At 72.6% G+C, this 24,523-nt stretch carries 20 protein-coding genes; 17 read left to right on the forward strand and 3 right to left on the reverse strand.

Going from position 1 to position 24,523, the window contains the following annotated elements; genetic code table 11:
- The first annotated feature begins 41 nt into the window (after nucleotides 1-41).
- Genes ACGFX9_RS00335 through cobI form a run of 7 tightly spaced genes read left to right on the forward strand, consistent with a single transcriptional unit; the run spans nucleotide 42 to nucleotide 10,996 of the window.
- Nucleotides 42-983, forward strand: a complete 942-nt coding sequence (locus ACGFX9_RS00335) for a cobalamin biosynthesis protein (RefSeq protein ID WP_393462963.1) — start codon at nucleotides 42-44, stop codon at nucleotides 981-983.
- Entirely contained in the window at nucleotides 980-2,488 is a 1,509-nt protein-coding gene (locus ACGFX9_RS00340; RefSeq protein ID WP_393462964.1) for a cobyric acid synthase, read from the forward strand. The genes ACGFX9_RS00335 and ACGFX9_RS00340 overlap by 4 nt, the downstream gene beginning before the upstream one ends.
- Nucleotides 2,485-6,159: a cobaltochelatase subunit CobN gene (cobN, locus tag ACGFX9_RS00345; RefSeq protein WP_393462965.1), complete on the forward strand. Its 3,675-nt coding sequence runs from the start codon at nucleotides 2,485-2,487 to the stop codon at nucleotides 6,157-6,159. Before ACGFX9_RS00340 ends, cobN begins: the two co-directional genes overlap by 4 nt.
- Nucleotides 6,160-6,211: 52 nt before the next feature.
- Entirely contained in the window at nucleotides 6,212-8,269 is a 2,058-nt protein-coding gene (locus ACGFX9_RS00350; RefSeq protein WP_393462966.1) for a putative cobaltochelatase, read from the forward strand.
- Nucleotides 8,269-8,877, forward strand: a complete 609-nt coding sequence (cobO, locus tag ACGFX9_RS00355) for a cob(I)yrinic acid a,c-diamide adenosyltransferase (RefSeq protein ID WP_393462967.1) — start codon at nucleotides 8,269-8,271, stop codon at nucleotides 8,875-8,877. The genes ACGFX9_RS00350 and cobO overlap by 1 nt, the downstream gene beginning before the upstream one ends.
- Nucleotides 8,871-10,250: a cobyrinate a,c-diamide synthase gene (locus ACGFX9_RS00360; protein ID WP_393462968.1), complete on the forward strand. Its 1,380-nt coding sequence runs from the start codon at nucleotides 8,871-8,873 to the stop codon at nucleotides 10,248-10,250. The genes cobO and ACGFX9_RS00360 overlap by 7 nt, the downstream gene beginning before the upstream one ends.
- Nucleotides 10,247-10,996: a precorrin-2 C(20)-methyltransferase gene (cobI, locus tag ACGFX9_RS00365; RefSeq protein WP_393462969.1), complete on the forward strand. Its 750-nt coding sequence runs from the start codon at nucleotides 10,247-10,249 to the stop codon at nucleotides 10,994-10,996. Before ACGFX9_RS00360 ends, cobI begins: the two co-directional genes overlap by 4 nt.
- Nucleotides 10,997-11,031: 35 nt before the next feature.
- Here cobI and ACGFX9_RS00370 read toward each other — a convergent pair whose 3' ends face one another.
- Nucleotides 11,032-11,763, reverse strand: coding sequence for a ZIP family metal transporter (locus ACGFX9_RS00370; RefSeq protein ID WP_393462970.1), 732 nt, complete (start codon nucleotides 11,761-11,763; stop codon nucleotides 11,032-11,034).
- Nucleotides 11,764-11,857: 94 nt separating this feature from the next.
- On the opposite strand from ACGFX9_RS00370, the gene cobM reads away from it, so the two are divergent.
- The 6 genes from cobM to cobC are packed head-to-tail and all read left to right on the forward strand — an operon-like array spanning nucleotide 11,858 to nucleotide 18,370.
- Entirely contained in the window at nucleotides 11,858-12,682 is an 825-nt protein-coding gene (gene cobM / locus ACGFX9_RS00375) for a precorrin-4 C(11)-methyltransferase (RefSeq protein ID WP_393462971.1), read from the forward strand.
- The gene (gene cbiE, locus ACGFX9_RS00380; protein WP_393462972.1) at nucleotides 12,679-13,950 is read left to right on the forward strand and encodes a precorrin-6y C5,15-methyltransferase (decarboxylating) subunit CbiE; all 1,272 of its coding nucleotides are present in this window, start codon (nucleotides 12,679-12,681) and stop codon (nucleotides 13,948-13,950) included. Before cobM ends, cbiE begins: the two co-directional genes overlap by 4 nt.
- Entirely contained in the window at nucleotides 13,947-15,668 is a 1,722-nt protein-coding gene (cobJ, locus tag ACGFX9_RS00385) for a precorrin-3B C(17)-methyltransferase (protein WP_393462973.1), read from the forward strand. Before cbiE ends, cobJ begins: the two co-directional genes overlap by 4 nt.
- On the forward strand, nucleotides 15,665-16,339 hold the full coding sequence (locus ACGFX9_RS00390) for a precorrin-8X methylmutase (RefSeq protein ID WP_393462974.1): 675 nt from the start codon (nucleotides 15,665-15,667) through the stop codon (nucleotides 16,337-16,339). The genes cobJ and ACGFX9_RS00390 overlap by 4 nt, the downstream gene beginning before the upstream one ends.
- A complete protein-coding gene (locus tag ACGFX9_RS00395) occupies nucleotides 16,336-17,274 on the forward strand; it encodes a sirohydrochlorin chelatase (RefSeq protein ID WP_393462975.1) in 939 nt (312 codons plus the stop codon). The genes ACGFX9_RS00390 and ACGFX9_RS00395 overlap by 4 nt, the downstream gene beginning before the upstream one ends.
- A complete protein-coding gene (gene cobC, locus ACGFX9_RS00400) occupies nucleotides 17,258-18,370 on the forward strand; it encodes an Rv2231c family pyridoxal phosphate-dependent protein CobC (RefSeq protein WP_393462976.1) in 1,113 nt (370 codons plus the stop codon). Before ACGFX9_RS00395 ends, cobC begins: the two co-directional genes overlap by 17 nt.
- 239 nt (nucleotides 18,371-18,609) lie before the next feature.
- Here the strand turns inward: cobC and ACGFX9_RS00405 are convergent, their stop codons facing one another.
- The gene (locus tag ACGFX9_RS00405; RefSeq protein ID WP_393462977.1) at nucleotides 18,610-19,515 is read right to left on the reverse strand and encodes an SCO1860 family LAETG-anchored protein; all 906 of its coding nucleotides are present in this window, start codon (nucleotides 19,513-19,515) and stop codon (nucleotides 18,610-18,612) included.
- A 330-nt stretch (nucleotides 19,516-19,845) separates the two neighbouring features.
- Between ACGFX9_RS00405 and ACGFX9_RS00410 the strand changes: the two genes are divergently transcribed.
- Nucleotides 19,846-20,703, forward strand: a complete 858-nt coding sequence (locus ACGFX9_RS00410) for a 2-phosphosulfolactate phosphatase (RefSeq protein WP_393462978.1) — start codon at nucleotides 19,846-19,848, stop codon at nucleotides 20,701-20,703.
- A gap of 7 nt (nucleotides 20,704-20,710) precedes the next feature.
- Here ACGFX9_RS00410 and ACGFX9_RS00415 read toward each other — a convergent pair whose 3' ends face one another.
- Nucleotides 20,711-21,799, reverse strand: coding sequence for an amidohydrolase family protein (locus tag ACGFX9_RS00415; protein ID WP_393462979.1), 1,089 nt, complete (start codon nucleotides 21,797-21,799; stop codon nucleotides 20,711-20,713).
- Nucleotides 21,800-21,887: 88 nt separating this feature from the next.
- Between ACGFX9_RS00415 and ACGFX9_RS00420 the strand changes: the two genes are divergently transcribed.
- From ACGFX9_RS00420 to ectA, 3 genes are all read left to right on the forward strand, one after another.
- The gene (locus ACGFX9_RS00420; RefSeq protein WP_393462980.1) at nucleotides 21,888-22,991 is read left to right on the forward strand and encodes a pyridoxal-phosphate-dependent aminotransferase family protein; all 1,104 of its coding nucleotides are present in this window, start codon (nucleotides 21,888-21,890) and stop codon (nucleotides 22,989-22,991) included.
- 81 nt (nucleotides 22,992-23,072) lie between these two features.
- Complete coding sequence (locus tag ACGFX9_RS00425) at nucleotides 23,073-23,597, forward strand: DinB family protein (RefSeq protein WP_393462981.1); 525 nt, start codon at nucleotides 23,073-23,075, stop codon at nucleotides 23,595-23,597.
- Nucleotides 23,598-23,929: 332 nt separating this feature from the next.
- Complete coding sequence (ectA, locus tag ACGFX9_RS00430) at nucleotides 23,930-24,505, forward strand: diaminobutyrate acetyltransferase (protein ID WP_393462982.1); 576 nt, start codon at nucleotides 23,930-23,932, stop codon at nucleotides 24,503-24,505.
- The last annotated feature ends 18 nt before the right edge of the window (nucleotides 24,506-24,523 follow it).

The raw sequence follows: 24,523 nt of genomic DNA on the forward strand, positions 1-24,523 counted from the left end.
GAGCGTGAGCTCTCCTCACGGCACAGCGACCGGCTGAACCCATGTGTGCCGATCGCGACTTCGCGTACGGCGCCGCCGCCGGCCTCCTCGGTGATCTCTTCCTGGGCGATCCTCGCCGCGGGCATCCGGTCGCCGCGTTCGGCCGCGCCGCGAGTGCCGTCGAACGTGTGCTGTGGCGGGACCACCGCGGGTGGGGCGCCCTGCACACCGTGGTGTGCGCCGGGGGCGCTGCGGGCGCCGCCGTCCTGGCCTCTTCTCTTGTACGTGACTCGCGCGCCGCATCGCTCGCGCTGACCGCCGCCGCGACCTGGGCCGTGGTCGGCGGGACCTCGCTGGGGCGTGAGGCGCGGGCCATCGGCGGTGCGCTCGCCGCCGGGGACGTCGAGGTGGCGCGGGAGCGGCTGCCGCATCTGTGCGGGCGCGATCCGCAGGCCCTTGACGCCGATGGCATCGCGCGGGCCGTGGTCGAGTCCGTCGCCGAGAACACCTCCGATGCCGTGGTCGGCGCCCTGGTGTGGGGGGCTCTGGGGGGAGTTCCCGGTCTCGCGGGGTTCCGGGCCGTCAACACGCTGGACGCGATGGTCGGGCACAAGTCCGTGAAGTACCGGCGCTACGGGTGGGCTTCCGCGCGGCTCGACGACGTCATGGGATGGCCGGGGGCCCGGCTCACCGCCGTACTCGCGGCTGCCGCCGGTGACTCGCCGCGCGGCGCCCTGCGCGCCTGGCGGGGTGACGCGGCGAAGCATCCGAGCCCCAACGCCGGGCCCGTCGAGGCCGCCTTCGCGGGGGCGTTGGGCGTGCGGCTCGGGGGGAGCCTCTCCTACGCGGGGCGCATCGAGCACCGGCCCGTCCTGAACGCGGAAGGACGCGGCGTCGAAGTCGCGGACATCGAGCGTGCCGTGCGGTTGTCGCGGCGGGTCGGGGTGCTGGCCCTCGGGGTCGCCGCGGCCGTGAGCACCATGCGGAAAGGCAGGGCCTCATGAGTGGTGGACTGCTCGTCGCCGGAACCACCTCCGACGCGGGAAAGAGCGTCGTCACCGCCGGCATCTGCCGGTGGCTGGCCCGCAAGGGGGTCTCCGTCGCGCCCTTCAAGGCGCAGAACATGTCCCTCAACTCCTTCGTCACGCGTGAGGGCGCCGAGATCGGGCGCGCCCAGGCCATGCAGGCGCAGGCGGCCCGCGTCGAGCCGAGCCCGCTGATGAACCCCGTGCTGCTCAAGCCGGGCAGCGACCGCAGCAGCCAGGTCGTCCTCATGGGCAAGCCCGTGGGCGAGATGAGCGCCCGCGGCTACCACGGAGGGCGGCAGGAAGCGCTGCTCTCCACCGTCGTGGGATGCCTGGAGGAACTTCGGGGCAGCTATGACGCCGTGATCTGCGAAGGCGCGGGCAGTCCCGCCGAGATCAATCTGCGGCGTACGGACATCGTGAACATGGGGATCGCGCGGGCCGCCCGCTTCCCCGTCGTCGTCGTCGGCGACATCGACCGCGGCGGCGTCTTCGCCTCCTTCTTCGGGACCACCGCGCTGCTCAGTGCCGCGGACCAGGAGCTGATAGCCGGGTATCTCGTCAACAAGTTCCGGGGCGACGTCTCGCTGCTCGAACCGGGGCTCGACATGCTGCACGAGCTCACCGGGCGCCGGACGTTCGGTGTGCTGCCGTTCCAGCACGGCCTCGGCATCGACGAGGAGGACGGGCTCCGGGTCTCCCTGCGGGGCGCCGTGCGGGAGTCCGTGGTCGCTCCCCCGGTCGGCGATGACGTGCTGCGGGTCGCCGTCTGTGCCGTACCCCTGATGTCGAACTTCACGGACGTGGACGCGCTGGCCGCCGAACCGGGCGTCGTCGTGCGGTTCGTGGACCGGGCAGAGGAACTCGTCGACGCGGACCTCGTGATCGTGCCGGGGACGCGCGGGACCGTGTGCGCCCTGGAGTGGCTGCGCGAGCGTGGCCTCGCCGCCGCCCTCGCGCGACGCGCGGCCGAGGGACGTCCCGTGCTCGGGATCTGTGGCGGCTTCCAGGTGCTCGGCGAGCACATCGAGGACGACGTCGAGTCGCGGGCGGGAGCCGTGGAAGGGCTCGGGCTGCTGCCCGTGCGTGTCCGGTTCGCGCGCGAGAAGACCCTCGCGCGGCCGGTCGGCGAGGCCCTCGGTGAACCCGTCGAGGGATACGAGATCCATCACGGCGTCGCCCAAGTCCTGGGCGGGGAGCCGTTCTTGGACGGCTGCCGCGTCGGCGAGGTGTGGGGCACGCACTGGCACGGCTCCCTGGAGTCCGACGCGTTCCGGCGGCGCTTCCTCGCCGAGGTCGCCCGTGCGTCCGGCAGACGTTTCGTGCCCGCGCCCGACACCAGCTTCGGCGCGCTGCGCGAGGAGCAGCTCGACCTGCTCGGCGACCTGATCGAAGAACACGCGGACACGGACGCGCTGCTCAGCCTCATCGAGACCGGCGCACCCGCCGGTCTCCCCTTCATCGCACCGGGGGCACCCTCATGACCGTCCTGCTTCTGTCCACCGCCGACACGGATCTGCTCGCGGCCCGTGCCTGCGGCGCCCCGTACCGCATCGGCAACCCGACCCGGGTCGACGTGCAGGACGAGCTGCCCGCGCTCGTCGAGGACGCGGACATCGCCGTCGTACGCCTGCTCGGCGGCAAACGCGCCTGGGAGGACGGGCTCGCCGCGCTGAAGGCCGTCGGAATCCCGACGGTGCTGCTCGGCGGCGAGGCCGTGCCGGACGCGGAGCTGATGGCCGAGTCGAGCGTGCACGCGGGGTCCGTGGCGGAGGCGCTGCGGTATCTCGTCGAGGGCGGCCCGGAGAATCTGCGCGAGCTGGCGCGGTTCCTCAAGGAGGACGTCCTCGCGGCGGGACAGGCGCGGTCCGGTGACGCGCATGAGCGGCAGAGCGCCGAGCCGCGGAAGATGCCCGAGTACGGGGTGCACGGCGACCGCGCGTATGTCGAGGGCCGCCCGACGGTGGGCGTGCTCTTCTACCGGGCGCACCACCTCTCCGGGAACACCGGCTTCGTGGACACGCTGTGCGACGCGATCGAGGCGCGGGGCGCCAACGCCCTTGCCGTGTACTGCGGTTCGCTGCGCGGCGCCGACTCGGGCCTGTACGAGATCCTGGGGCGGGCGGACGCGCTGGTCGCCACCGTCCTCGCGGCGGGCGGCACGCACGCGTCGGGCGCGAGCGCGGGCGGCGACGAGGAGGCATGGGACATCGGCGCGCTCGCCGACCTCAACATCCCTGTCCTGCAAGGGCTTTGCCTGACCTCCTCGCGCGCCACGTGGGACGCGTCGGATGCCGCGCTGTCCCCCATGGACGCGGCCATGCAGGTGGCGATCCCCGAGTTCGACGGCCGCATCATCACCGTGCCGTTCTCCTTCAAGGAGCAGGGCCCCGATGACGTACCGGTGTACGTGGCCGACCCCGAGCGGGCTGCCCGCGTCGCCGGAATCGCCCTGCGTCACGCCCAGTTGAAGCACAAGCCGAACGCTGAGAAAAAGCTCGCGCTGGTCTTCACCGCGTACCCGACCAAGCACTCGCGCGTCGGCAACGCGGTCGGTCTCGACACCCCCGCGTCGGCGATCCGCGTCCTGGATTCGCTGCGGGACGCCGGGTACGTCGTCGAGGGCCACCCGGACAACGGTGACGAGCTGATCCACCGGCTCATCAACGCCGGTGGCCACGACGTCGAGTGGCTCACCGAGGAGCAGCTGGCCGCCGCCCCCGCGCGCGTGCCGCTCGCGGACTACCGGGCGTGGTTCGACACGCTGGCCCCGGAGCTGCGCGACTCCATGCTGGAGGCGTGGGGCGAGCCGCCCGGCAATCTGTACGTGGACGGCGACGACATCGTGCTCGCCTCCCTGCAGTTCGGGAACGTCGTCGTGATGATCCAGCCGCCGCGTGGCTTCGGCGAGAACCCGATCGCGATCTACCACGACCCCGACATGCCGCCCTCGCACCACTACATGGCGGCCTACCGCTGGCTGGAAATGTCCTTCGGCGCCGACGCGGTCGTCCACATGGGCAAGCACGGCACGATGGAGTGGCTGCCGGGCAAGGGCCTCGGCCTGAGCGGGGGTTGCGCCCCGGACGCGGTGCTCGGCGAGCTGCCGCTGATCTACCCCTTCATCGTGAACGACCCGGGTGAGGGCACGCAGGCCAAGCGGCGCGGGCACGCGACGGTGGTGGACCACCTGGTGCCGCCGATGGCCCGCGCGGACACGTACGGGGATCTGGCGAAGCTGGAGCAGCTCCTCGACGAGTACGCACTCGTCAGCGACCTCGACCCGACGAAGGCGCCTGCCGTGCGGGCGCAGATCTGGACGCTGGTGAAGGCCGCCGAGCTCCACCACGACCTGCACGTGGACGAGCAGCCCGACGACACGGCCTTCGACGAGTTCGTCATGCACATCGACGGCTATCTGTGCGAGATCAAGGACGTTCAGATCCGCGACGGCCTGCACATCCTCGGCGGCGGCCCTGAGGGTGAGGCCCGCGTCAATCTGGTCCTCGCCGTGCTGCGGGCCTCGCAGGTGTGGGGTGGTCAGGCCAACGCCCTGCCCGGTCTGCGGGCCTGTCTCGCCGAGCACTTCGGGCTCAGCGAGAAGGAGCTGCTCGCCGAGCCGGGCGCCGCGGTGAAGGTCGCCGACGGCCTTACCTCGCTGGTCGATGGCCCCGCACGGTCCGGCGCGGACGCGATCGACCTCCTGGAGCAGCTGTGCCGCCGCCTCGCCGAGGGCATGGAGGAGCGCGGCTGGGAGCTCGCCGCGGTGCGTGAGCTGGTGCGGGAGACGATCGGCGTCGAACTGCCGCCCGCGGTCGCCGTCCTCGGCTTCGCCTGCGAGGAGGTCGTGCCGCGGCTCGCCCGCACCACGGACGAGATCGGGCACATCCTGCTGGCGCTCGACGGCGGGTTCGTGCCGGCCGGTCCTTCCGGATCGCCCACGCGCGGACTCGTGAACGTCCTGCCGACCGGCCGCAACTTCTACTCCGTCGACCCCAAGGCGATCCCCTCGCGCCTCTCGTGGGAGGTCGGCCAGTCCCTCGCCGACTCGCTGATCGCGCGCTATCTGGCCGACACCGGCGACTACCCGAAGTCGGTCGGCCTGACCGTGTGGGGTACGTCGGCGATGCGGACGCAGGGCGACGACATCGCGGAGATCCTTGCGCTCCTCGGCTGCCGTCCCGTGTGGGACGACGCGTCGCGGCGCGTGACCGGGTTCGAGATCGTGCCGGTGGAGGAGCTCGGCCGGCCGCGCATCGATGTGACGGTGCGGATCTCCGGCTTCTTCCGTGACGCGTTCCCGCATGTCATCGGCCTGATCGACGACGCGGTGCGGGCCGTCGCGGAACTGGACGAGGCCCCGGAGTCCAACTACGTACGGGCGCACTCCGACGAGGACACCGCCGAGCACGGTGACCGGCGCCGCGCCACCTCCCGGATCTTCGGCTCCAAGCCGGGGGCCTACGGCGCGGGCCTGCTGCCGCTGATCGACGCGCGGAACTGGCGCAGCGACGCGGACCTCGCCGAGGTGTACGCGGTCTGGGGCGGCTACGCCTACGGACGCGGGCTCGACGGGCGGGCGGCCCGCGGCGACATGGAGACGGCCTTCCGGCGCATCAACGTGGCGGCGAAGAACGTGGACACCAGGGAGCACGACCTGGTCGACGCCGACGACTACTTCCAGTACCACGGCGGCATGGTCGCCATGGTCCGGCATCTGACCGGGGAGTCCCCCGAGGCCTACGTGGGCGACTCCGCCACTCCCGACCAGGTCAAGACCCGCACGCTCGGCGAGGAGACGCACCGGGTCTTCAGGGCCCGGGTGGTCAACCCCCGCTGGATGGCGGCCATGCGCAGGCACGGCTACAAGGGGGCCTTCGAGATGGCCGCCACCGTGGACTATCTCTTCGGGTACGACGCCACGGCGGGCGTGGTCGACGACTGGATGTACGAGAAGCTCTCCGCCGAGTACGTCTTCGACCCGGAGAACCGGGAGTTCATGCAGAAGTCCAACCCCTGGGCGCTGCGCGGGATTTCCGAGCGGCTGCTCGAAGCCGCCGAGCGGGGGCTGTGGGCCGAGCCGGACGCCCAGACCCTGGAGCGGCTGCGGGCCACGTACCTCGAACTTGAGGGTGAGCTGGAGGGGGACGGATGAGTTGCGACGCCCTTCGCCCCCGCCCCGCCCTGAATGACGTCATGGAGGCCTTGTGAGTACCCCCTATCCGTTCACCGCGCTCGTCGGGCAGGACGACCTGCGCCTGGCCCTGCTGCTCAACGCCGTCTCCCCCGCTGTCGGCGGCGTGCTGGTGCGCGGCGAGAAGGGCACGGCCAAGTCCACCGCCGTGCGCGCCCTTTCGGCGCTGCTTCCGCAGGTTTCCGTGGTCGCCGGGTGCCGGTTCTCCTGTGATCCGGCCGCCGCCGACCCCGCGTGCCCCGACGGTCCGCACGAGGCGGGCGGGGACTCCCTGCGGGACGCCCGCATGGTCGAACTGCCCGTGGGCGCCTCCGAGGACCGGCTCGTCGGCGCGCTCGACATCGAGCGCGCGCTGGCCGAGGGCGTGAAGGCCTTCGAGCCAGGCCTGCTCGCCGACGCGCACCGCGGCATCCTCTACGTCGACGAAGTCAACCTGCTGCACGACCACTTGGTCGACCTGCTGCTCGACGCCGCCGCGATGGGCGCCTCGTACGTGGAACGCGAGGGCGTATCCGTGCGGCACGCGGCACGGTTCCTGCTCGTGGGCACCATGAACCCCGAAGAGGGCGAGCTGCGCCCGCAGTTGCTCGACCGGTTCGGGCTGACCGTGGAGGTCGCCGCGTCGCGCGAGACCGACCAGCGCGTGGAGGTCGTGCGGCGGCGCCTCGCGTACGACGACGACACGGAGGGGTTCGCCGCGCGGTGGCACGACGAGGAGTCCGCGGTGCGGGCCCGGATCGTCGCGGCGCGCGCCCTGCTGCCCCAAGTGCGGCTCGGTGACGGCGCGTTGCGGCAGATCGCCGCCACCTGTGCGGCCTTCGAGGTCGACGGCATGCGGGCCGACATCGTCATGGCGCGTACGGCGACGGCGCTCGCCGCCTGGGCCGGGCGCGAGGACGTGCTCGCGGAGGACGTACGGCAGGCGGCGCTTCTCGCGCTGCCGCACCGGCGCCGGCGCAACCCCTTCGACGCGCCGGGGCTCGACGAGGACAAGCTCGACGACACGCTGGAGCAGGCTTCCGGTGACGACGAGGGCGACGGCGGTGACGACGACCCCGACGGCGGCGGCAACGGCCCCGGGGGCGGCGGGCAGCCGCCGGAGAGCGGGCCGGAGGCGCCCGAGAGCGGCCCGGAGGCGCCCGAGGCTTCCGGAGCCCCCTCCGAGGAGCAGGAAGCGGGCCAGGACGACGACTCTGCCCCCTCCCAGGCCCCCGCGGCCGGTGGCGGCGAGCAGCAGGCCGTCCGGGCCGCCGAGCCGTTCCGTACGAAGATGCTGACCGTGCCCGGCCTCGGTGAGGGCGCCGCGGGGCGCAGGTCACGGGCGCGGACCGAGCACGGGCGGACCACCGGGGCCCGGCGGCCCCAAGGGGCGCTCACCAAGCTGCACCTGGCGGCCACCGTGCAGGCGGCGGCCCCGCATCAGCTGGCGCGCGGGCGCTCCGGGCGAGGGCTCGTCGTACGGCGGGACGATCTGCGGCAGGCGACGCGGGAGGGGCGTGAGGGGAACCTCGTGCTCTTCGTCGTGGACGCCTCCGGGTCGATGGCCGCCCGGCAGCGGATGAGCGCCGTGAAGGGCGCGGTGCTCTCCCTGCTGCTCGACGCGTATCAGCGGCGGGACAAGGTCGGGCTCGTCACCTTCCGGGGTGCGGACGCCGCCGTGGCGCTGCCTCCCACCTCCTCCGTGGATGCCGCCGCCGCCCGCCTGGAGTCGCTGCCCACGGGTGGCCGCACCCCGGTCGCGGCCGGACTGCTCAAGGCGCACGAGGTGCTGCGGGTGGAGCGGCTGCGGGATCCGGCAAGGCGGCCCCTGGTCGTGGTGGTGACGGACGGGCGGGCCACGGGAGGCGTGGAGCCGGTGGCCCAGGCGGGGCGCGCCGCCCGGCTCTTCGGGGCCGCGGGGATCGCTTCGGTGGTCGTGGACTGCGAGTCGGGGCCCGTGCGGCTCGGCCTCGCGGGACAGTTGGCGGGTGAGCTCGGCGGGAGTGCCGTGACGCTCGACGAACTGCGGGCGGAGTCCATCGCGGGGCTCGTCAAGGACGTACAGGGAACTCGTATGAGGAGCGTGGCCTGATGCCGCAGGGGCAGCCGAGTGTGGTGCCGGACGACGGGCTCACCACGCGTCAGCGGCGCAACCGTCCGCTGGTCGTGGTGCACACCGGGATCGGCAAGGGGAAGTCCACCGCCGCGTTCGGGCTCGCGCTGCGGGCCTGGAATCAGGGCTGGCCGATCGGGGTCTTCCAGTTCGTGAAGTCGGCGAAGTGGAAGGTCGGCGAGGAGAACGCCCTGAAGGTCCTCGGGGCCTCCGGTGAGGGCGGGTCCGTCGACTGGCACAAGATGGGCGAGGGCTGGTCGTGGATCCAGCGCGCGCCCGCCGACGGCGAGCAGAGCAACGAGGACAAGGCCCGCGAGGGCTGGGAGCAGGTCAAGCGGGACCTCGCCGCGCAGACGTACCAGCTGTACGTCCTGGACGAGTTCGCCTACCCCATGCACTGGGGCTGGATCGACACGGACGAGGTCGTCGAGACGCTCCGGGAGCGGCCCGGGAACCAGCACGTGATCATCACGGGACGCAACGCGCCCGAAGCCCTGGTCGAGTTCGCCGATCTCGTCACCGACATGTCCAAGGTCAAGCATCCGATGGACGCAGGGCAGAAGGGCCAGAGGGGCATCGAGTGGTAGCCCGGCTCGTCGTCGCCGCGCCGTCTTCCGGAAGCGGGAAGACGACCGTCGCCACGGGTCTCATGGCCGCGTTCTCGGCGGCCGGGCTCGCCGTGTCCCCGCACAAGGTGGGGCCCGACTACATCGATCCCGGGTATCACGCGCTGGCCACGGGGCGCCCCGGGCGGAACCTCGACGCGTATCTCTGCGGGCCGGAGAAGGTCGCGCCCCTGTTCGCCCATGGGGCGCGGGGGTGCGACATCGCCGTGGTCGAGGGCGTCATGGGGCTCTACGACGGCGCCTCGGGGCAGGGTGAACTCGCTTCCACCGCACAGGTGTCGAAGCTGCTACGCGCGCCGATCGTGCTCGTGGTCGACGCGTCGTCCCAGTCCCGGTCCGTGGCCGCGCTGGTGCACGGCTTCGCGTCCTGGGATCCGGAGGTCCGGATCGGGGGCGTGATCCTCAACAAGGTGGGCTCGGCGCGGCACGAGGAGCTGCTGCGGGAGGCGCTCGACGAGTCCGGGGTGCCGGTCCTCGGTTCGCTGGGGCGAGTGCGGCAGGTCCGGGCCCCCTCCCGGCATCTGGGCCTTGTCCCCGTCGCCGAGCGGCAGTCCGAAGCCGTCGAGTCCGTCGCGGCGCTGGCCTCCCAGGTCCGCGAGGGGTGCGACCTGGAGGCGATCCTGGCGCTTGCGCGCAGCGCTCCCGCGCTGGACGCCGACCCGTGGGATCCGGCCGCCGGCGATGCTCCGGTGCCGAACGGGGCGGACGGGCCGGACGGGCAAGACGGGCTGACCAGGCCCGTCGTCGCCGTCGCCGGAGGAGCCGCCTTCTCCTTCTCCTACGCCGAGCACGCCGAACTGCTCACCGCGGCGGGCGCCGACGTCGTCACCTTCGATCCGCTGCACGACGAGGAACTGCCGCCCGGCACCGCAGGCCTTGTCATCGGCGGCGGGTTCCCCGAGGTCTACGCGCCCGAGCTGTCCGCCAACGAGCCGCTGCGCAAGGCCGTGGCCGAGCTGGCCCGGAGCGGGGCCGCCGTCGCCGCCGAATGCGCCGGACTCCTTTACCTGACACGGGAGTTGGACGGAAAGCCGATGTGCGGCGTGCTTGACGCGGACGCGCGGATGTCCGAGCGGCTCACCCTCGGCTACCGCGAGGCCGTCGCCGTGTCCGACAGCTCCCTTGCCGTCGCCGGGACCCGGATGCGGGGACACGAGTTCCACCGCACCGTCGTCGAACCGGGCGCGGGGGAGGTCGCCGCCTGGGGCCTGCACGCCCCTGAACGGCGCCTCGAAGGATTCGTACAACAAGGTGTGCACGCGAGTTACCTGCACACGCATTGGGCCGCCGAACCCGGTATCGCCCGTCGGTTCGTAGAGAGGTGCAGGGGATGACCAGCAGGCTTGTGGGCGTCGGGGTCGGTCCCGGAGACCCGGAGCTCGTCACCGTCAAGGGCGTCAACGCGCTGCGCGCCGCCGATGTCGTCGTCGTACCCGTCATGGCCGCGTCCGACGGGACAGACGGCGGCGAGCGCGGGCGCGCCGAGGCGACCGTGCTGCACTACGTGCCCGAGGACAAGGTCGTACGTGTCGTGTTCGCGCTCAACGAGCGCAGTGACCGGCAGCGGCGCGAGGCGGCATGGGACGCCGCGGGCGAGCGGGTCGCCCAACTCCTTCGCGACCGGGGCTCGGTGGCGTTCGCGACGATCGGTGACCCCAACGTGTACTCCACGTTCACCTATCTGGCGCAGACCATCGCCGAACTCGTGCCGGGCGTCGTGGTGGAGACCGTGCCCGGCATCACCGCCATGCAGGACCTCGCCGCACGCAGCGGCGCCGTCCTCACCGAGGGCACCGAGCCGCTGACGCTGGTTCCGGTGACCGCGGGCGCCGCCGTGCTCAAGGACGCGCTCGCCGGGCCCGGCACGGTCGTCGCGTACAAGTTCGGGCGGCTCGCGCATGAGGTGGCCGCCGCGCTGCGGGAGACCGGGCGGACCGAGGACGCCGTGTGGGGGTCCGCGCTCGGGCTCGCCGAGGAGTCCATCCAGGGCGCCGCCGAGCTGGGTGACGCTCCCCTGCCCTACCTCTCCACGCTCATCGCTCCCGCGCGGCGCGACAGCGGCCGGGGCGGGAAACTATGACCGGATCCCTTACCTCGGCCCCCGCCCCCGCCGCCTCACTCCGCGATGCCCACCACCAGCCAGATGAACGCCGCTCCCGCCACCGTGCACAGCAGCGTCGAGCGCGCCGGGTGCTCGTGGTGTGCCTCCGGGAGGATCTCCGCCGCGGCCAGGTAGAGCAGCGCGCCGCCGAAGAAGCCGAGATAGCCGCCGAGCAGTTGCTCCGGAATGGTGAACAGGAGCGTCGAGGCGGCGCCTGCCACCGGGGCCACCGCGTCCGCGAAGAGCATCGCGAGGGCCTTGCGGCGGGCGTTCCCGTACAGGCTGGTGATCGTGTACGTGTTGAAGCCGTCCGCGAAGTCGTGGGCGACGACCGCGACCGCGACCGCCAGGCCCATGCCGCCGCCCACCTGGAACGCGGCGCCGATCGCGACGCCGTCCATCACGCTGTGGCCGACCATCGCCGCGGCAGCCGTGAGCCCCACCTGCGGAACCCGGCCGCCTGCCCCCTCCTCCGCGCCGTGGGCCGCGTGACGGCCCGCGAGGAGATGTTCGACCAGGTGTGCGGTGAGGAAGCCCGCGACGAACAGGAGCAGCGCCGCCGGTACGCCGAAGACCGGGCCGCCCGCGGCCTCCAGCGCCTCGGGGAGCAGGTCGAGGCCGACCACGCCGAGCATCAGACCGCCCGCGAGCCCGAGCACGAGGTGGCGCCGGTCGGTGACCCGCTGGGCCGTCCAGCCGCCCACCAGGGTCATCACAAAGGCGCCGAGCGCCACGAACACCGCCATGCGCCCTTGCTAGCCGATTGACCCCCCGCTCCGCACATCCGGCGCGGGACACACCCACTGTTTTTTCTGTTGCGTACGAGAGGAACCCCCACCCATGGCCGACGCCGAAGCCACCACCGGCAAGGTGACCTTTGTCGGGGCAGGGCCCGGCGCCGCCGACCTGCTCACGTTCCGTGCCGCCCGTGCCATCGCGGACGCCGATGTCGTCATCTGGGCGGCCAGCCTCGTGCAGGAGGAGGTTCTCGAACACGCGCGCGCGGGCGCGGAGATCCTCGACTCGGCGACGATGTCACTCGAAGACGTGGTCGCCGTCTACGAACGGGCCGCCGCCGAAGGCCTGAAGGTGGCCCGCATCCACTCCGGCGACCCCGCCCTGTGGGGCGGCACCCAGGAGCAGGTCGACCGGTGCGCCGACCTCGGCGTGGAGACCGAGATCGTGCCCGGCGTCTCGTCCTTCTCGGCGGTCGCGGCGATCGCGCAGCGCGAGCTGACGATCCCCGAGGTCGCGCAGTCCGTGATCCTCACCCGGCTCGGCGGCGGCAAGACGCCGATGCCGCCCGGCGAGGAGGTGCGGGAGTTCGCGCGGCACGGCACGACGATGGCGCTGTTCCTCTCCGCGGCGCGCAGCGGCCAGCTGGTCCGGGAGCTCCTTGAGGGCGGCTACCCGTCGACCACGCCCGTCGTCGTCGCGTACCAGGTGACGTGGCCCGAGGAGCTCGTCCTCAGCTGCACCATCGAGACCCTCGAAGAGACGGTCAAGGAGCACCGGCTCTGGAAGCACACGCTCTTCCTGGTCGGCCCCGCCCTGGCCGCGCACGGCACCCGCTCGCACCTGTACCACCCGGGCCACTTCCACGGTTTCCGCAAGGCCGACCCCGAAGCGCGGGCCGCGCTACGTGCCGAGAAGGCCAAGTCGTGATCACTGTCGTCGGTACGGGGACGGGGGCGCCGCTCGACGCGACGGCCCTCGAAGCCGTGCGCACCGCGGGGCTCGTCGTGGGCGCCCGGCGGCACATCGACGCCGCCGGGCCGCCGCCGGGGACGCCCCGGGTGGTGCTCGGGCCGCTCGCGCCCGCCCTGGACGCCATCGAGGAGCAGCCGGCTCTGTCCGCGAAGGACACAGCGAGCGGCGGTGTCGTCGTGCTCGCCTCCGGGGACCCCGGGTTCTTCGGCATCGTGCGGGCGCTCGCCGAGCGGTTCGGGCCCGAGGCGCTCGACATCCGGCCCGGCGTCTCGTCCGTCGCCACCGCCTTCGCGCGGATCGGCCTGCCGTGGGACGACGCGGTGGTGGTGAGCGCCCACGGGCGTGAGCTGCGCACCGCCGTGAACGCCTGCCGCGCGCACCCCAAGGTCGCCGTCCTGACCGGCCCCGGCAGCGGGCCCGCCGAACTCGGCGCCGAGCTGGCGCGCCGCTGCGACAACCGGGTCCTCGTCGTCGCCCACGCCCTGGGCGACCCCGAGCACGAGCGCGTCGAGCGGGTCACGCTCGCGGAGGCCGCCGCCCGCGACTGGGGCGACGGGGTGAGCGTCGTGCTCTGCCTCGACGAGGAGCGGGCCCTCGCGCCCGTGCGCACCTTCGCGGGGCCCCACCTCTCCCCCACCCGATGGGCCCTGGAGGAGGGCGAGTTCACGCACCGCGACTCGATGATCACCAAGTTCGAGGTGCGGGCGCTCGCGCTTGCCCGGCTCGGACCGCGCACGGGCGACCTGGTGTGGGACATCGGCGCGGGCTCCGGCTCGGTCGCCGTGGAGTGCGCGCGGTTCGGCGCGGCCGTCGTCGCCGTGGAGAAGACCTCCGACGGCGTCGAGCGCGTCCGCGCCAACGCCGCCGCGCACGGCGTCGACGTACGCGCCGTCCACGGGGCCGCGCCGACCGTCCTCTCCGACCTGTCGGACCCGGACGCCGTGTTCATCGGCGGGGGCGGCCGTGAGCTGCCCGACATCGTGACGGCGTGCGCACGGCGCGCCCGGCGGACCGTGGTGGTCGCCATGGCGGCGATGGACCGGGTGCCCGCGGTGCGGGCCGCGCTGGCCGGCGCCGGTTTCGACTGCGACGGCGTCCTGCTGCAGTCCTCGCGGCTCGCGCCGCTGCCGGGCGGGGTCTCGCGGCTCGCCGCGGCCAATCCGGTCTTCCTGGTGTGGGGCGACCGCCCCTCATCTTCCTTGCCTGAAGGAGTAGTTCAGTGATCGGCCTGATCTCCGCCACGGCGGCGGGCGGCGCGGCACGCGACCGTCTCGCCGCGTCGTGGCCCTCGCGGACGCGGGTGTACGAAGGTCCCGTTCGGGAGGCGCTGGAGCGGGCCTTCGGCGAATGCGAGCAAGTGGTGTGCTTCCTCGCCACCGGCGCGGTGGTCCGCCTCGCCGCGCCGCTCCTCCGGGGCAAGGACGTCGACCCCGGTGTGGTGTGCGTCGACGAGGCGGGCCGCTTCGCCGTCGCCCTGCTCGGCGGCCACGAGGGGGGCGCGAACGCGCTGGCCCACGAGGTGGCCGAGGTGCTGGAGGCCACGCCCGTCGTGACGACGGCCACCGACGCCGTGGACGTCCCCGGGCTCGACACGCTGGGCCTGCCGGTCGAGGGGGATGTCGCCGGGGTCGCCCGTGCGATCCTCGACGGCGAACAGGTCGCTCTGCACGCGGAGTTGGCTTATCCGCTGCCCGCGCTGCCGCCCAACGTCACGCCGGGGCAGGGGGCTCCGGGGCGGCCGGTCGTCCACGTGACGGACCGGGTGCTCGAACTCGCTGCGGGCGAGGTCGTGTTGCGGCCCGGTTCGCTGACCGTGGGCATAGGCGCCAGCAAAGGCGCGCCCGTCGAGGAGGTTCTCGGGCTCATCGAGGACACCCTGCGGGACGCCGGGCTCTCTCCCGCCTCCGTCGCGGCGCTCACTACCGTCGACGCGAAGGCCGAGGAGCCCGGCATCGTCGAGGCCGCCGCACGGCTCGGGGTGCCGGTGGTGACGTACGCGGCCGACGAGCTGGCCGGGATCGACGTCCCCAACCCCTCGGACGCACCGCTCGCCGCCGTCGGTACGCCCTCCGTGGCGGAGGCCTCCGCACTGCGCGGCGGCGGTGAACTCCTCGTACCGAAGCGGAAGTCGGCGCCCGAGGGCCGTGCCCCGATGGCGACCTGCGCGGTGGTGCGCAAGGCGCCCCGTGGGCGGCTGGCCGTGGTCGGGCTCGGGCCCGGCGCGCGCGATCTGCTGACGCCGCGCGCCCGCGAGGAGCTGCGCAGGGCATCGGTCCTTGTCGGCCTCGACCAGTACGTCGACCAGATCCGTGACCTGCTGCGGCCCGGCACGAAGCTCATCGAGTCCGGTCTCGGCGCCGAGGAGGAGCGGGCTCGTACGGCCGTCGCGGAGGCCCAGAAGGGTCAGGCGGTCGCGCTGATCGGCTCCGGTGACGCGGGCGTGTACGCGATGGCCTCGCCCGCGCTCGCCGAGGCGAGCGACGACATCGACGTCATCGGCGTACCCGGCGTGACGGCGGCGCTCGCGGCGGCGGCGATCCTGGGCGCGCCGCTCGGCCACGACCACGTGTCGATCAGCCTGTCCGACCTGCACACTCCGTGGGAGGTCATCGAGCGCCGGGTGCGCGCGGCGGCGGAGGCGGACATCATCGTCACCTTCTACAACCCGCGCAGCCGTGGCCGCGACTGGCAGCTCCCGAAGGCCCTGTCGATCCTCGCCGAGCACCGTGAGCCCTCCACACCCGTGGGTGTCGTGCGCAACGCCTCGCGTCCGGACGAGTCGGCGCGCCTGAGCACGATCGGCGAACTCGACCCGGCGGTGGTCGACATGATGACGGTGGTGACGGTCGGCAACACCGCGACCCGCGAGATCGCAGGACGCATGGTGACCCCGCGCGGCTACCGCTGGCAGCACACGGACCCTTCGGAGGTGTCCAAGTGACCCGCGTCGTCCACCCCATCGAGCAGGAGTCGTTCCGGCGGCTGCGGTCCCGCCTTGACACCTCGCACTTCGCGCCGCTGACCCGTGCGGTGGTGGAGCGCGTCATCCACTCCGCCGCCGACCTCGACTACGCGACGGACCTCGTCACGGACGAGGCCGCCCTCGTGGCCGCCCACGCGGCGCTGCACGCGGGAGCGCCCGTCGTCGCCGACGTGGAGATGGTCGCGGCGGGCATCACCAAGCGGCGGACGGTCTGCCGCCTCAAGGACGCCAAGTCCCATGCGGGGCTCACCCGTTCGGCCCACGCGATCCGCCTCGCGTACGAGGAAGTGGGCCCCGGAGCGCTCTGGGTGATCGGCTGCGCTCCGACCGCCCTGGAGGAACTGCTCGTCCTGGACGCGGCGCCCGCCCTGGTGATCGGCCTGCCGGTCGGCTTCGTGGGCGCCGCGGAGTCCAAGGCGGCGCTGCGCGAGAGCGGTCTTCCCGCTGTCAGCAACGTGTCGGAGAAAGGCGGTTCGGCGGTGGCCGCGGCGGCGTTGAACGCTTTGCTGTACCACCCGGCGCCGACGTCCGGGCAGACGTCCGGGCCGACGCCCGCGCCGAAGCCCGGCGTGAACGAAGCAACAACGGCAACGACAACGACAACCGAAGCATCCAAGGAGTCCCAGTGACCACCCCGCCCGCACTGCTCATCGCCGGACACGGCACCCGTGACGAGGCCGGGGCGGCAGCCTTCCGGGACTTCGTTCAGGAGCTCGCCCGCCGCAACCCCGAACTCCCGGTCGCCGGCGGCTTCATCGAGCTGTCGCCGCCGCCGCTGGGCGACGCCGTCACCGATCTCGTGGAGCGGGGCGTCAAACGTTTCGCCGCCGTCCCGCTGATGCTGGTGTCCGCCGGGCACGCCAAGGGCGACATCCCCGCGGCGCTCACCCGCGAGAAGGAGCGCCACCCCGGCATCTCGTACACCTACGGCCGCCCGCTCGGCCCGCACCCCTCGCTCCTGAAGGTCCTTGAGCGCCGTCTGGACGAGGCGCTCGGCGGCTCGGCCCGCACGCCCGAGGACCGCGCTGACGTCACGGTGCTGCTCGTGGGCCGCGGCTCGACCGACCCGGACGCGAACGCCGAGGTGCACAAGGCGGCCCGGCTGCTCTGGGAGGGGCGTGGCTACGCGGGCGTGGAGACGGCGTTCGTGTCGCTGGCGGCGCCGGACGTGCCCTCGGGCCTGGACCGCTGCGTACGCCTGGGCGCGAAGCGTGTCGTGGTCCTGCCCTACTTCCTGTTCACCGGCATCCTGCCGGACCGGGTCCGCCACCAGACGGAAGGCTGGGCCGCGGCGCACCCCGGGACCGAGGTGCTCTCGGCGGACGTGATCGGCCCGGAGGAGGAGCTCCTCGACCTGGTCATGGAGCGCTACCAGGAGGCGGTCAAGGGCGATCTGCGGATGAACTGCGACTCCTGCGTCTACCGCATCGCGCTGCCCGGCTTCGAGGACAAGGTGGGGCTTCCGCAGCAGCCGCACTTCCACCCGGACGACGACGGGGACCACGCGCACGGCCATGGCCACGGGCACGGCCACCACCACGGATCCCATGCGCACTCGCACTGAGACGCAGACCGAGACCAAGCCCGAGCCCGAGACCGGGTACGAGACCGGGTACGACGGCGGCCTTGACCTGCGGCATCACGGGGATGCCGAGGTCCGGGGCGCCGCGGGCCTCACCGACCTCGCGGTGAACGTCCGCGCGGACACTCCGCCCGCCTGGCTGAAACAGCACATCGCCGCCTCGCTCGACGGCCTTGCCGCCTACCCGGACGGCCGGGCGGCACGGGCGGCGGTGGCGGAGCGGCACGGCGTGACGCCGGACCGGGTGCTCCTGACGTCAGGCGCGGCGGAGGCCTTCGTGCTCCTCGCGCGCGCCCTGAAGGTGCGTCGGCCCGTCGTCATCCACCCGCAGTTCACGGAGCCGGAGGCGGCGCTGCGGGACGCGGGGCATGCGGTGGGCCGGGTCCTGCTGCGGGAGGAGGAGGGGTTCCGCCTCTCGGGGGCGAAGGTCCCAGGGGACGCGGACATGGTCGTGATCGGCAACCCGACGAACCCGACGTCGGTCCTCCACCCGTCCTCCTCGATCGCCGAACTGGCCCGCCCCGGGCGGGTGTTGGTGGTGGACGAGGCGTTCATGGACGCGGTGCCGGGTGAGCGGGAGGCGCTGGCGGGCCGCAGGGACATACCGGGCCTGGTCGTCCTGCGAAGCCTCACCAAGACGTGGGGTCTGGCGGGGCTGCGGATCGGCTACGTCCTGTCCGACCCGGAGACGATCGCCACCTTGTCGCGGGCCCAGCCGTTGTGGCCGGTGTCCTCCCCCGCGCTCGCGGCTGCGGAGGCGTGCGTGGCGCCTGCGGCGTTGGCGGAGGCGGCGGGGGCGGCTCTGCGGATTGCCGCCGATCGGGCCTATCTCCTTGCGGGGATTGGGGAGTTCGCCCCCTTCGGGGTGCGGGCGGTAGAGCCCGCGGAGGGCCCCTTCATCCTGCTCCGGGCTCCTGAGGCCACCGCCCTCCGCGAACGCCTCAGGGAGCGGGGGTTCGCCTTGCGGCGGGGCGATACGTTTCCGGGGCTGGGGGCCGAGTGGCTTCGGGTGGCGGTGCGGGACCGGGGGACGACGGATCGGCTCTGGGAGGCGGTGCGGGGGGTATTGGGGAGTTGATTTTCCCCAACCCCGCCCCTTCCCGAAAACTCGCTCGGCGCGAGGGCCTTGCGTGCCGTCATCACCGGCTTCGCCGTCTTCGTCCTCAAACGCCGGACGGGCTGGATCTATCCGGCCGGGCTGGAGAGATCCAGCCCGTCCGGCGCTTGAGGACATCTTTTCAGGGGTCCAGGGGGCGGAGCCCCATGGTTCCGGGAAGGGGCGGGATCGGGGAAAGCCCCGCAGGGTCCGCCCCTACCTCAGCCCTTCCGCCCCCGCCGAGTCATCGCCACCGCCCCGCCACCCGCGGCGAGCAGCAGCGCTCCGCCACCCACCAGATACGGAGTAGCCGAGTTCCCCCCGGTCTCCGCGAGGTTGGCCTCGGCAGGTTTCTCCGCGACCGGCCTCTCCCCCGCACCCCCCTGCGGCTTCACTGAAGGCGAAGGCTCGGCCTTCGCAGCCGCCGCAGGCGTCTCACAAGACACCCCCGCCAACGTCACCACTCCCTCCACCTCCGCCACATTCAGCTTCAGGGGATTCACGGACACCTTCAGCTCAAGCGCGGACGCCGCCGCCGTACGCGACGTCGTACGCGTCTTCGACAGATCGAGCCGCACCTCACCCACCCCCGGCACAGTCACCCGAGTCGTCCCCCCGGCCGACAACGTGACCTTCTTGCCGAGCACCGTCACTCCACCCAGCAGATTCGCCTCGGCGACGGGCCGCTTGCCCGCGCGGCAGACCGCCTTGGACGTCACCTGCTCCACCTCGATCAGGGACAGCAGCGGCAGCCCCGGCACGTGCACCTTCGCCCGCGCGATGTTGCTGTACCCCTCCGCCTTCCCGCCCTCGACGGTCGCCTTCGCGGTGGCGACGTCCGCCCGCAGGACGCTGAACGGCTGCCCGCCGTTGACCCCGTCCAGCGTGGCGGTGAGCGCGGTCTTCTCGGCGCTCGCCGGGGCCTGCACCTCGTTGAGCGAGGTCTTGAGCGGGACGTTCAAGGTCTTGTTGAGCAGGGACACATCGAGCCCGGTGCGCAGTACGACGGCGCCGGCGCGGCCCTTGTCGCCGCCCGTCGCCGACGCCTGGCCCGCGGTGGCGAGCGCCGCGGGACCAGCGGCGAGGGCCGTGGCGACGGCGATCACGCCGAGACGGCGTGCGGGCATGCGGAAGGTGTTGCTGTTCAAGGTGGTGGAACCCCCACAAGAGTTACGGAGCCGCTGGACGACGCGCGTTCGCTGGATGGGGACATCGCATGAGCGCGCCGTCGGCAACATCGACAGGGGGAATCTTTACGCACTGAGAGTGAATAGCCAGCGACCAAGCGTGAGTTCACTCCAAAGGGACGTTTCCGCCCCTGCTTTCGAATCTCCCGGCACGGACGTTCCCTTCAGCCACCCGGACAACTCCCTGTCTCGAACAGGCGGGTTGACGCCTGGCGCGTGGCCGAATGGTGTGCAACGAACCGAGGGTGGTACACGTAACGCTCCGTCAACATGGGTCCTGTGGAAGGGGTGCGGCAGTTGAACGACGGAGAGTGGTTCGCGCAGCGCGGGTACGGGGTGCGGTTCGAGTGGGGGCCCGAAGGGGCTCGGCGGCTCATGGCGGGCGGCGACGTGGCGTGCCTGGTCGTCGTCGACGTGCTGTCGTTCACGACGGCCGTGTCGGTCGCGGTGGACGCGGGGACGCGGGTCTTCCCCTACGCGTGGCGGGACGAGAGCGCCGTCGCCTACGCCCGGGAGCGGGACGCCGCGCTGGCGGTGGGGCGGCGCGGGGTGACCGAGGGGTCCCCGTGGTCGCTCTCCCCCGCCGCACTGCGCCGGGCGCCCTTCACGCCTCGGCTTGTGCTGCCCTCACCCAACGGTTCGGCGATCGCCGCGGCGGCGGGCGCGTCCGGCACGGTCGTCGCGGGGTCCCTCAGGAACGCGGCCGCGGTGGGGAGTTGGCTGGCGGTGCAGGGGTACGGAGGGTCCGATCGGCCGGTCGCCGTCGTGGCCGCCGGTGAGCGCTGGGCCGACGGGAGTCTGCGTCCCGCCGTGGAGGATCTGCTGGGGGCGGGGGCGATCGTCTCGGCGGTGCCGGGGGCGGAGGTCTCGCCGGAGGCTGCCGTGGCGGCCGCCTCGTACGCATCCTGCGCGGATGTCGCCTCGGCCGTCGCCGACTGTGCGTCGGGGCGGGAACTCGCCTCTTACGGCTTCGCCGGGGACGTAGCGGTGGCGGTGGAGCTGGATGCGTCGGAGGGGGTGCCGGTGCTGGTGGACGGGGCTTTTTCCTCCCCCGCTCCCGCCTCGCGGGACTGTGGGCTCCGCCCCCGGCCCCCCGTACAAGATGGCCTCAATCGCCGGCCGGGCTGAATTCCACCTACCCCACCACCCTCCCGTTCAACACAACCCTCCGCGGCGCCCCCAACACCCCCACGTCCTCCCGCGGATCCGCCCCGTACACCACCAAATCCGCCGGTGCGCCCTCGTCAAGGCCCGGGCGCCCCAGCCAGGACCTCGCCCCCCACGTCGTCGCCGACAGCGCGTCCACCGCCGGGATCCCGGCGCGCCTCAGTTCGGCCACCTCCGCGGCGACCAGGCCGTGGGCCAGCGAACCGCCCGCGTCCGTGCCCGCGTACACCGGCACCCCCGCGTCGTACGCGGCCCGCACCGTGTCGTAGCGCCGCTCGTACAGCCGCCGCATGTGCTGCGACCAGCGGGGGAACTTCGCCTCGCCGCCGTCCGCGAGCTGTGGGAACGTCGCGATGTTCACCAGTGTCGGGACGATCGCTACGCCCCGCTCGGCGAAGAGCGGGATGGTCTCCTCGGTGAGGCCGGTGGCGTGCTCGATGCAGTCGATGCCCGCCTCCACCAGGTCCCGCAGGGAGTCCTCGGCGAAGCAGTGTGCCGTCACGCGCGCGCCAAGGCTGTGCGCCTCGGCGATCGCCGCCTCCACCTCGGGGCGAGGCCAGCACGCCGTCAGGTCACCGGCGTCGCGGTCGATCCAGTCGCCGACGAGCTTGACCCAGCCGTCGCCGCGCCTCGCCTCCTGGGCGACGTACGCGACGAGGTCGGAGGGCTCGATCTCGTGGGCGTAGTTGCGGATGTAGCGGCGCGTGCGCGCGATGTGGCGGCCCGCCCGGATGATCTTCGGGAGGTCCTCGCGGTCGTCGATCCAGCGGGTGTCGGACGGGGAGCCGGCGTCCCGGATCAGCAGGGCGCCGATCTCCCGGTCGGTCAGCGCCTGCTTCTCCGCCACCTCCGGTGCCACCGGGCCGTGCGCGTCGAGACCGACGTGGCAGTGCGCGTCGACCAGGCCCGGGAGCGTCCAGCCGTCGATCGTGACGTCCGGCGCCGCCGACGGGCGGTCGTACGTCACCCTGCCCCCGACCACCCACAATTCGTCCCGGACGTCGTCAGGGCCGACGAGCACCCGCCCCTTCACGTGCAGCACCGTGTGATCGCTCATGTACGGCAGCTTATGAGGCTGTCGGTACGCTCGGTCCGGCAGCCCGAACGAACTCGTGAGCGAAGTGAGCAGCGAAGTGAGCAGCACCGTGACGACGCATCCATTCCTTGACCTGGCCCCCTTGAGCGCCCAGCACTTCGCCTCCATCGAGGAGCGGGTCGCCGGTCTTCTCTCCACCTCGCAGGACGTCGTGATCATGCAGGGTGAGGCGCTGCTGCCCCTGGAGGGCTGTATCCGGGGCGCGGCACAGCCCGGGACGACCGCCCTCAACGTCATCACCGGGCCCTACGGGCAGACCTTCGGGAACTGGCTGCGGGACTGCGGTGCGACGGTCGTCGACCTCGCCGTGCCCTTCCACACCGCCGTCACCGCCGAGCAGGTGCGCCAGGCGCTCGCCGAGCACCCCGAGATCGACTTCGTCTCGCTCGTCCACGCCGAGGCCGCGACCGGCAACACCAATCCCGTCGCCGAGATCGGTGAGGTCGTGCGCGAGCACGGCGCCCTCTTCATGCTCGACGCCGTCGCCTCGGTGGCCGCCGAGCCGCTGCTGCCGGACGCGTGGGGCGTGGACCTGTGTGTGATCGGCGCGCAGAAGGCGATGGGCGGCCCGGCGGGCGTCTCGGCCGTCTCCGTGAGCGAGCGGGCCTGGGCGCGCCTGGCCGCCAACCCGCAGGCGCCGCGCCGCTCCTACCTCTCCCTCCTGGACTGGAAGGAGCGCTGGATCGACGGAGGCAGGAAGGCGCTGCTGCACGCGCCCGCCCAGCTGGAGATGCTCGCCCTCGAAGCGTGCGTGGAGCGCATCGAGGCGGAGGGGCTCGACGCGCTCATGGCGCGGCACGCGACCACCGCCGCGGCGACCCGCGCGGGCGCGCTCGCCCTGGGCGGCGGCCTTTCGCCGTACGTCCATGAGGCGGGGGACGCCGCCCCGGTCGCCACCACGCTGCGGGCCCCTCAGGGCGTCGACGCCTCGGAGCTCGTCGCCAAGGCGCTCGCCGCGGACCCGGTGCTTCCGCTGGTCGCCGGTGGCGGTGCGCTCGCCAAGGAGATGATCCGGGTCAACCACTACGGCCCGGACGCGACCCGCGGCGTCGTGCACGCCTCGCTCGCCGCTCTGGGCGCCGCGATGGGCGAGGCAGGCCTCGTGGTCGACCTCGAAGCGGCCCGGCGCGCGGTGACGGCCGCCTGGCAGTAGGAATGCCCCCAGCCCCGCCCCGGGCCAAGCTCAGAGCGAACAGCGGCCGTCCCCCGCGACCGGCGTGGCAGCGTGAGCGCCATGACCTCGCTTCCGGACGGCCGCACTGTTCCCGCCCCGAAGGCGGACGAGCCCGCGATGCTGGCGCACTGGCTCGATTTCCACCGCGAGACGCTCGCCGTCAAGTGCGCCGGCCTCGATGACGCACAGACCCGTATCGCGTCCGTCCCGTCCTCGTCGCTGACCCTGCTCGGCCTCGTGCAGCATCTGGCCGAGGTGGAGCGGAACTGGTTCCAGCGGGTGCTCGCCGGACGGGACGTACCGACGGTGTACGGGGACGCGGACGGCGGCTTCGCGCTCGATCCGCGGTGGACGTTCGGCCAGGCCCTGGACGTGTGGCGGCGCGAGGTGGCCGTGAGCCGGGAGCTGTGCGAAGGGCGTTCGCCGGACGACACCGGGCGGCTGAGCGAGCCGGACGCGGCCGTGACGGGCGACGCCGAGGTCAGCCTGCGCTGGATCCTGGTCCACCTCATCGAGGAGTACGCACGGCACAACGGACACGCCGATCTCCTCCGGGAGGGAATCGACGGAGTGACCGGGCCGTAAATGCTCTACGTAAATTTACGGATGCATTCTCACCGCGCCTTTATCCACTTTTTCAGCACAGCTTCCCGTATTCTTCTGCCCGCTTTTCCGGGACCTAAACGCTAAGATTTCGACAGCACCAATCCCACAATTCGGACACGCTTCGAGGGAGTTACGGTTCTGTGACGTACTCCACATCATGTCCGAGATGTACCCCTATGACCCGCTCAAATCCGGCCAAACAGCCGGGACCTCCCGCGGGCGCGCACCCCCGCCTGATAACACATGAAGCGCTCCCATGTAACCCCTCCCGCCGATGCAATTAAAGAAATTGCTCGGTAAATTCAATCCGCATGACCGCTGCACAAGCCGATCTACCGACCGACCTGCAAGCGAATTCCCTGCAAATGCCCGAGGGGTTGCGACTGGACACCCCCGACGTCGCCGACGGCGCCGCAATCTGGCGGATCGCCCGCGACTCGAAGGTGCTCGACCTCAACTCGTCGTACAGCTACCTGCTGTGGTGTCGCGACTTCGCGGCGACCTCCGTGGTGGCCAGGGACTCGAACGGTGAACCCGCGGGGTTCATCACCGGATACATCCGGCCCGAGCGGCCGCGCACCCTGGTGGTCTGGCAGGTGGCCGTCGACCAGGAGCACCGCGGCCGCGGCCTTGCCGGTGCGCTGCTCGACGGGCTGACCTCGAAGGTCGCCGCCGACCGGGAGCTGGTCTCGGTCGAGACGACCATCACGCCGGACAACACCGCGTCCGAGCGGCTCTTCACCTCCTACGCACAGCGCCACGGCGCATCGGTCGAACGCACGGTGCTCTTCGACGCGGGGCTTTTCCCCGACGGCGGGCACGAGCCCGAAGTGCTGTTCCTGATCGAGCCGATCACGCAGACCGGTGAAGCCGCGCAGCCCGGGTAGGCCACGCGGACCGATCCG

The organism is Streptomyces sp. NPDC048436 (genome assembly GCF_043200355.1).
Taxonomy (GTDB): Bacteria; Actinomycetota; Actinomycetes; order Streptomycetales; family Streptomycetaceae; genus Streptomyces.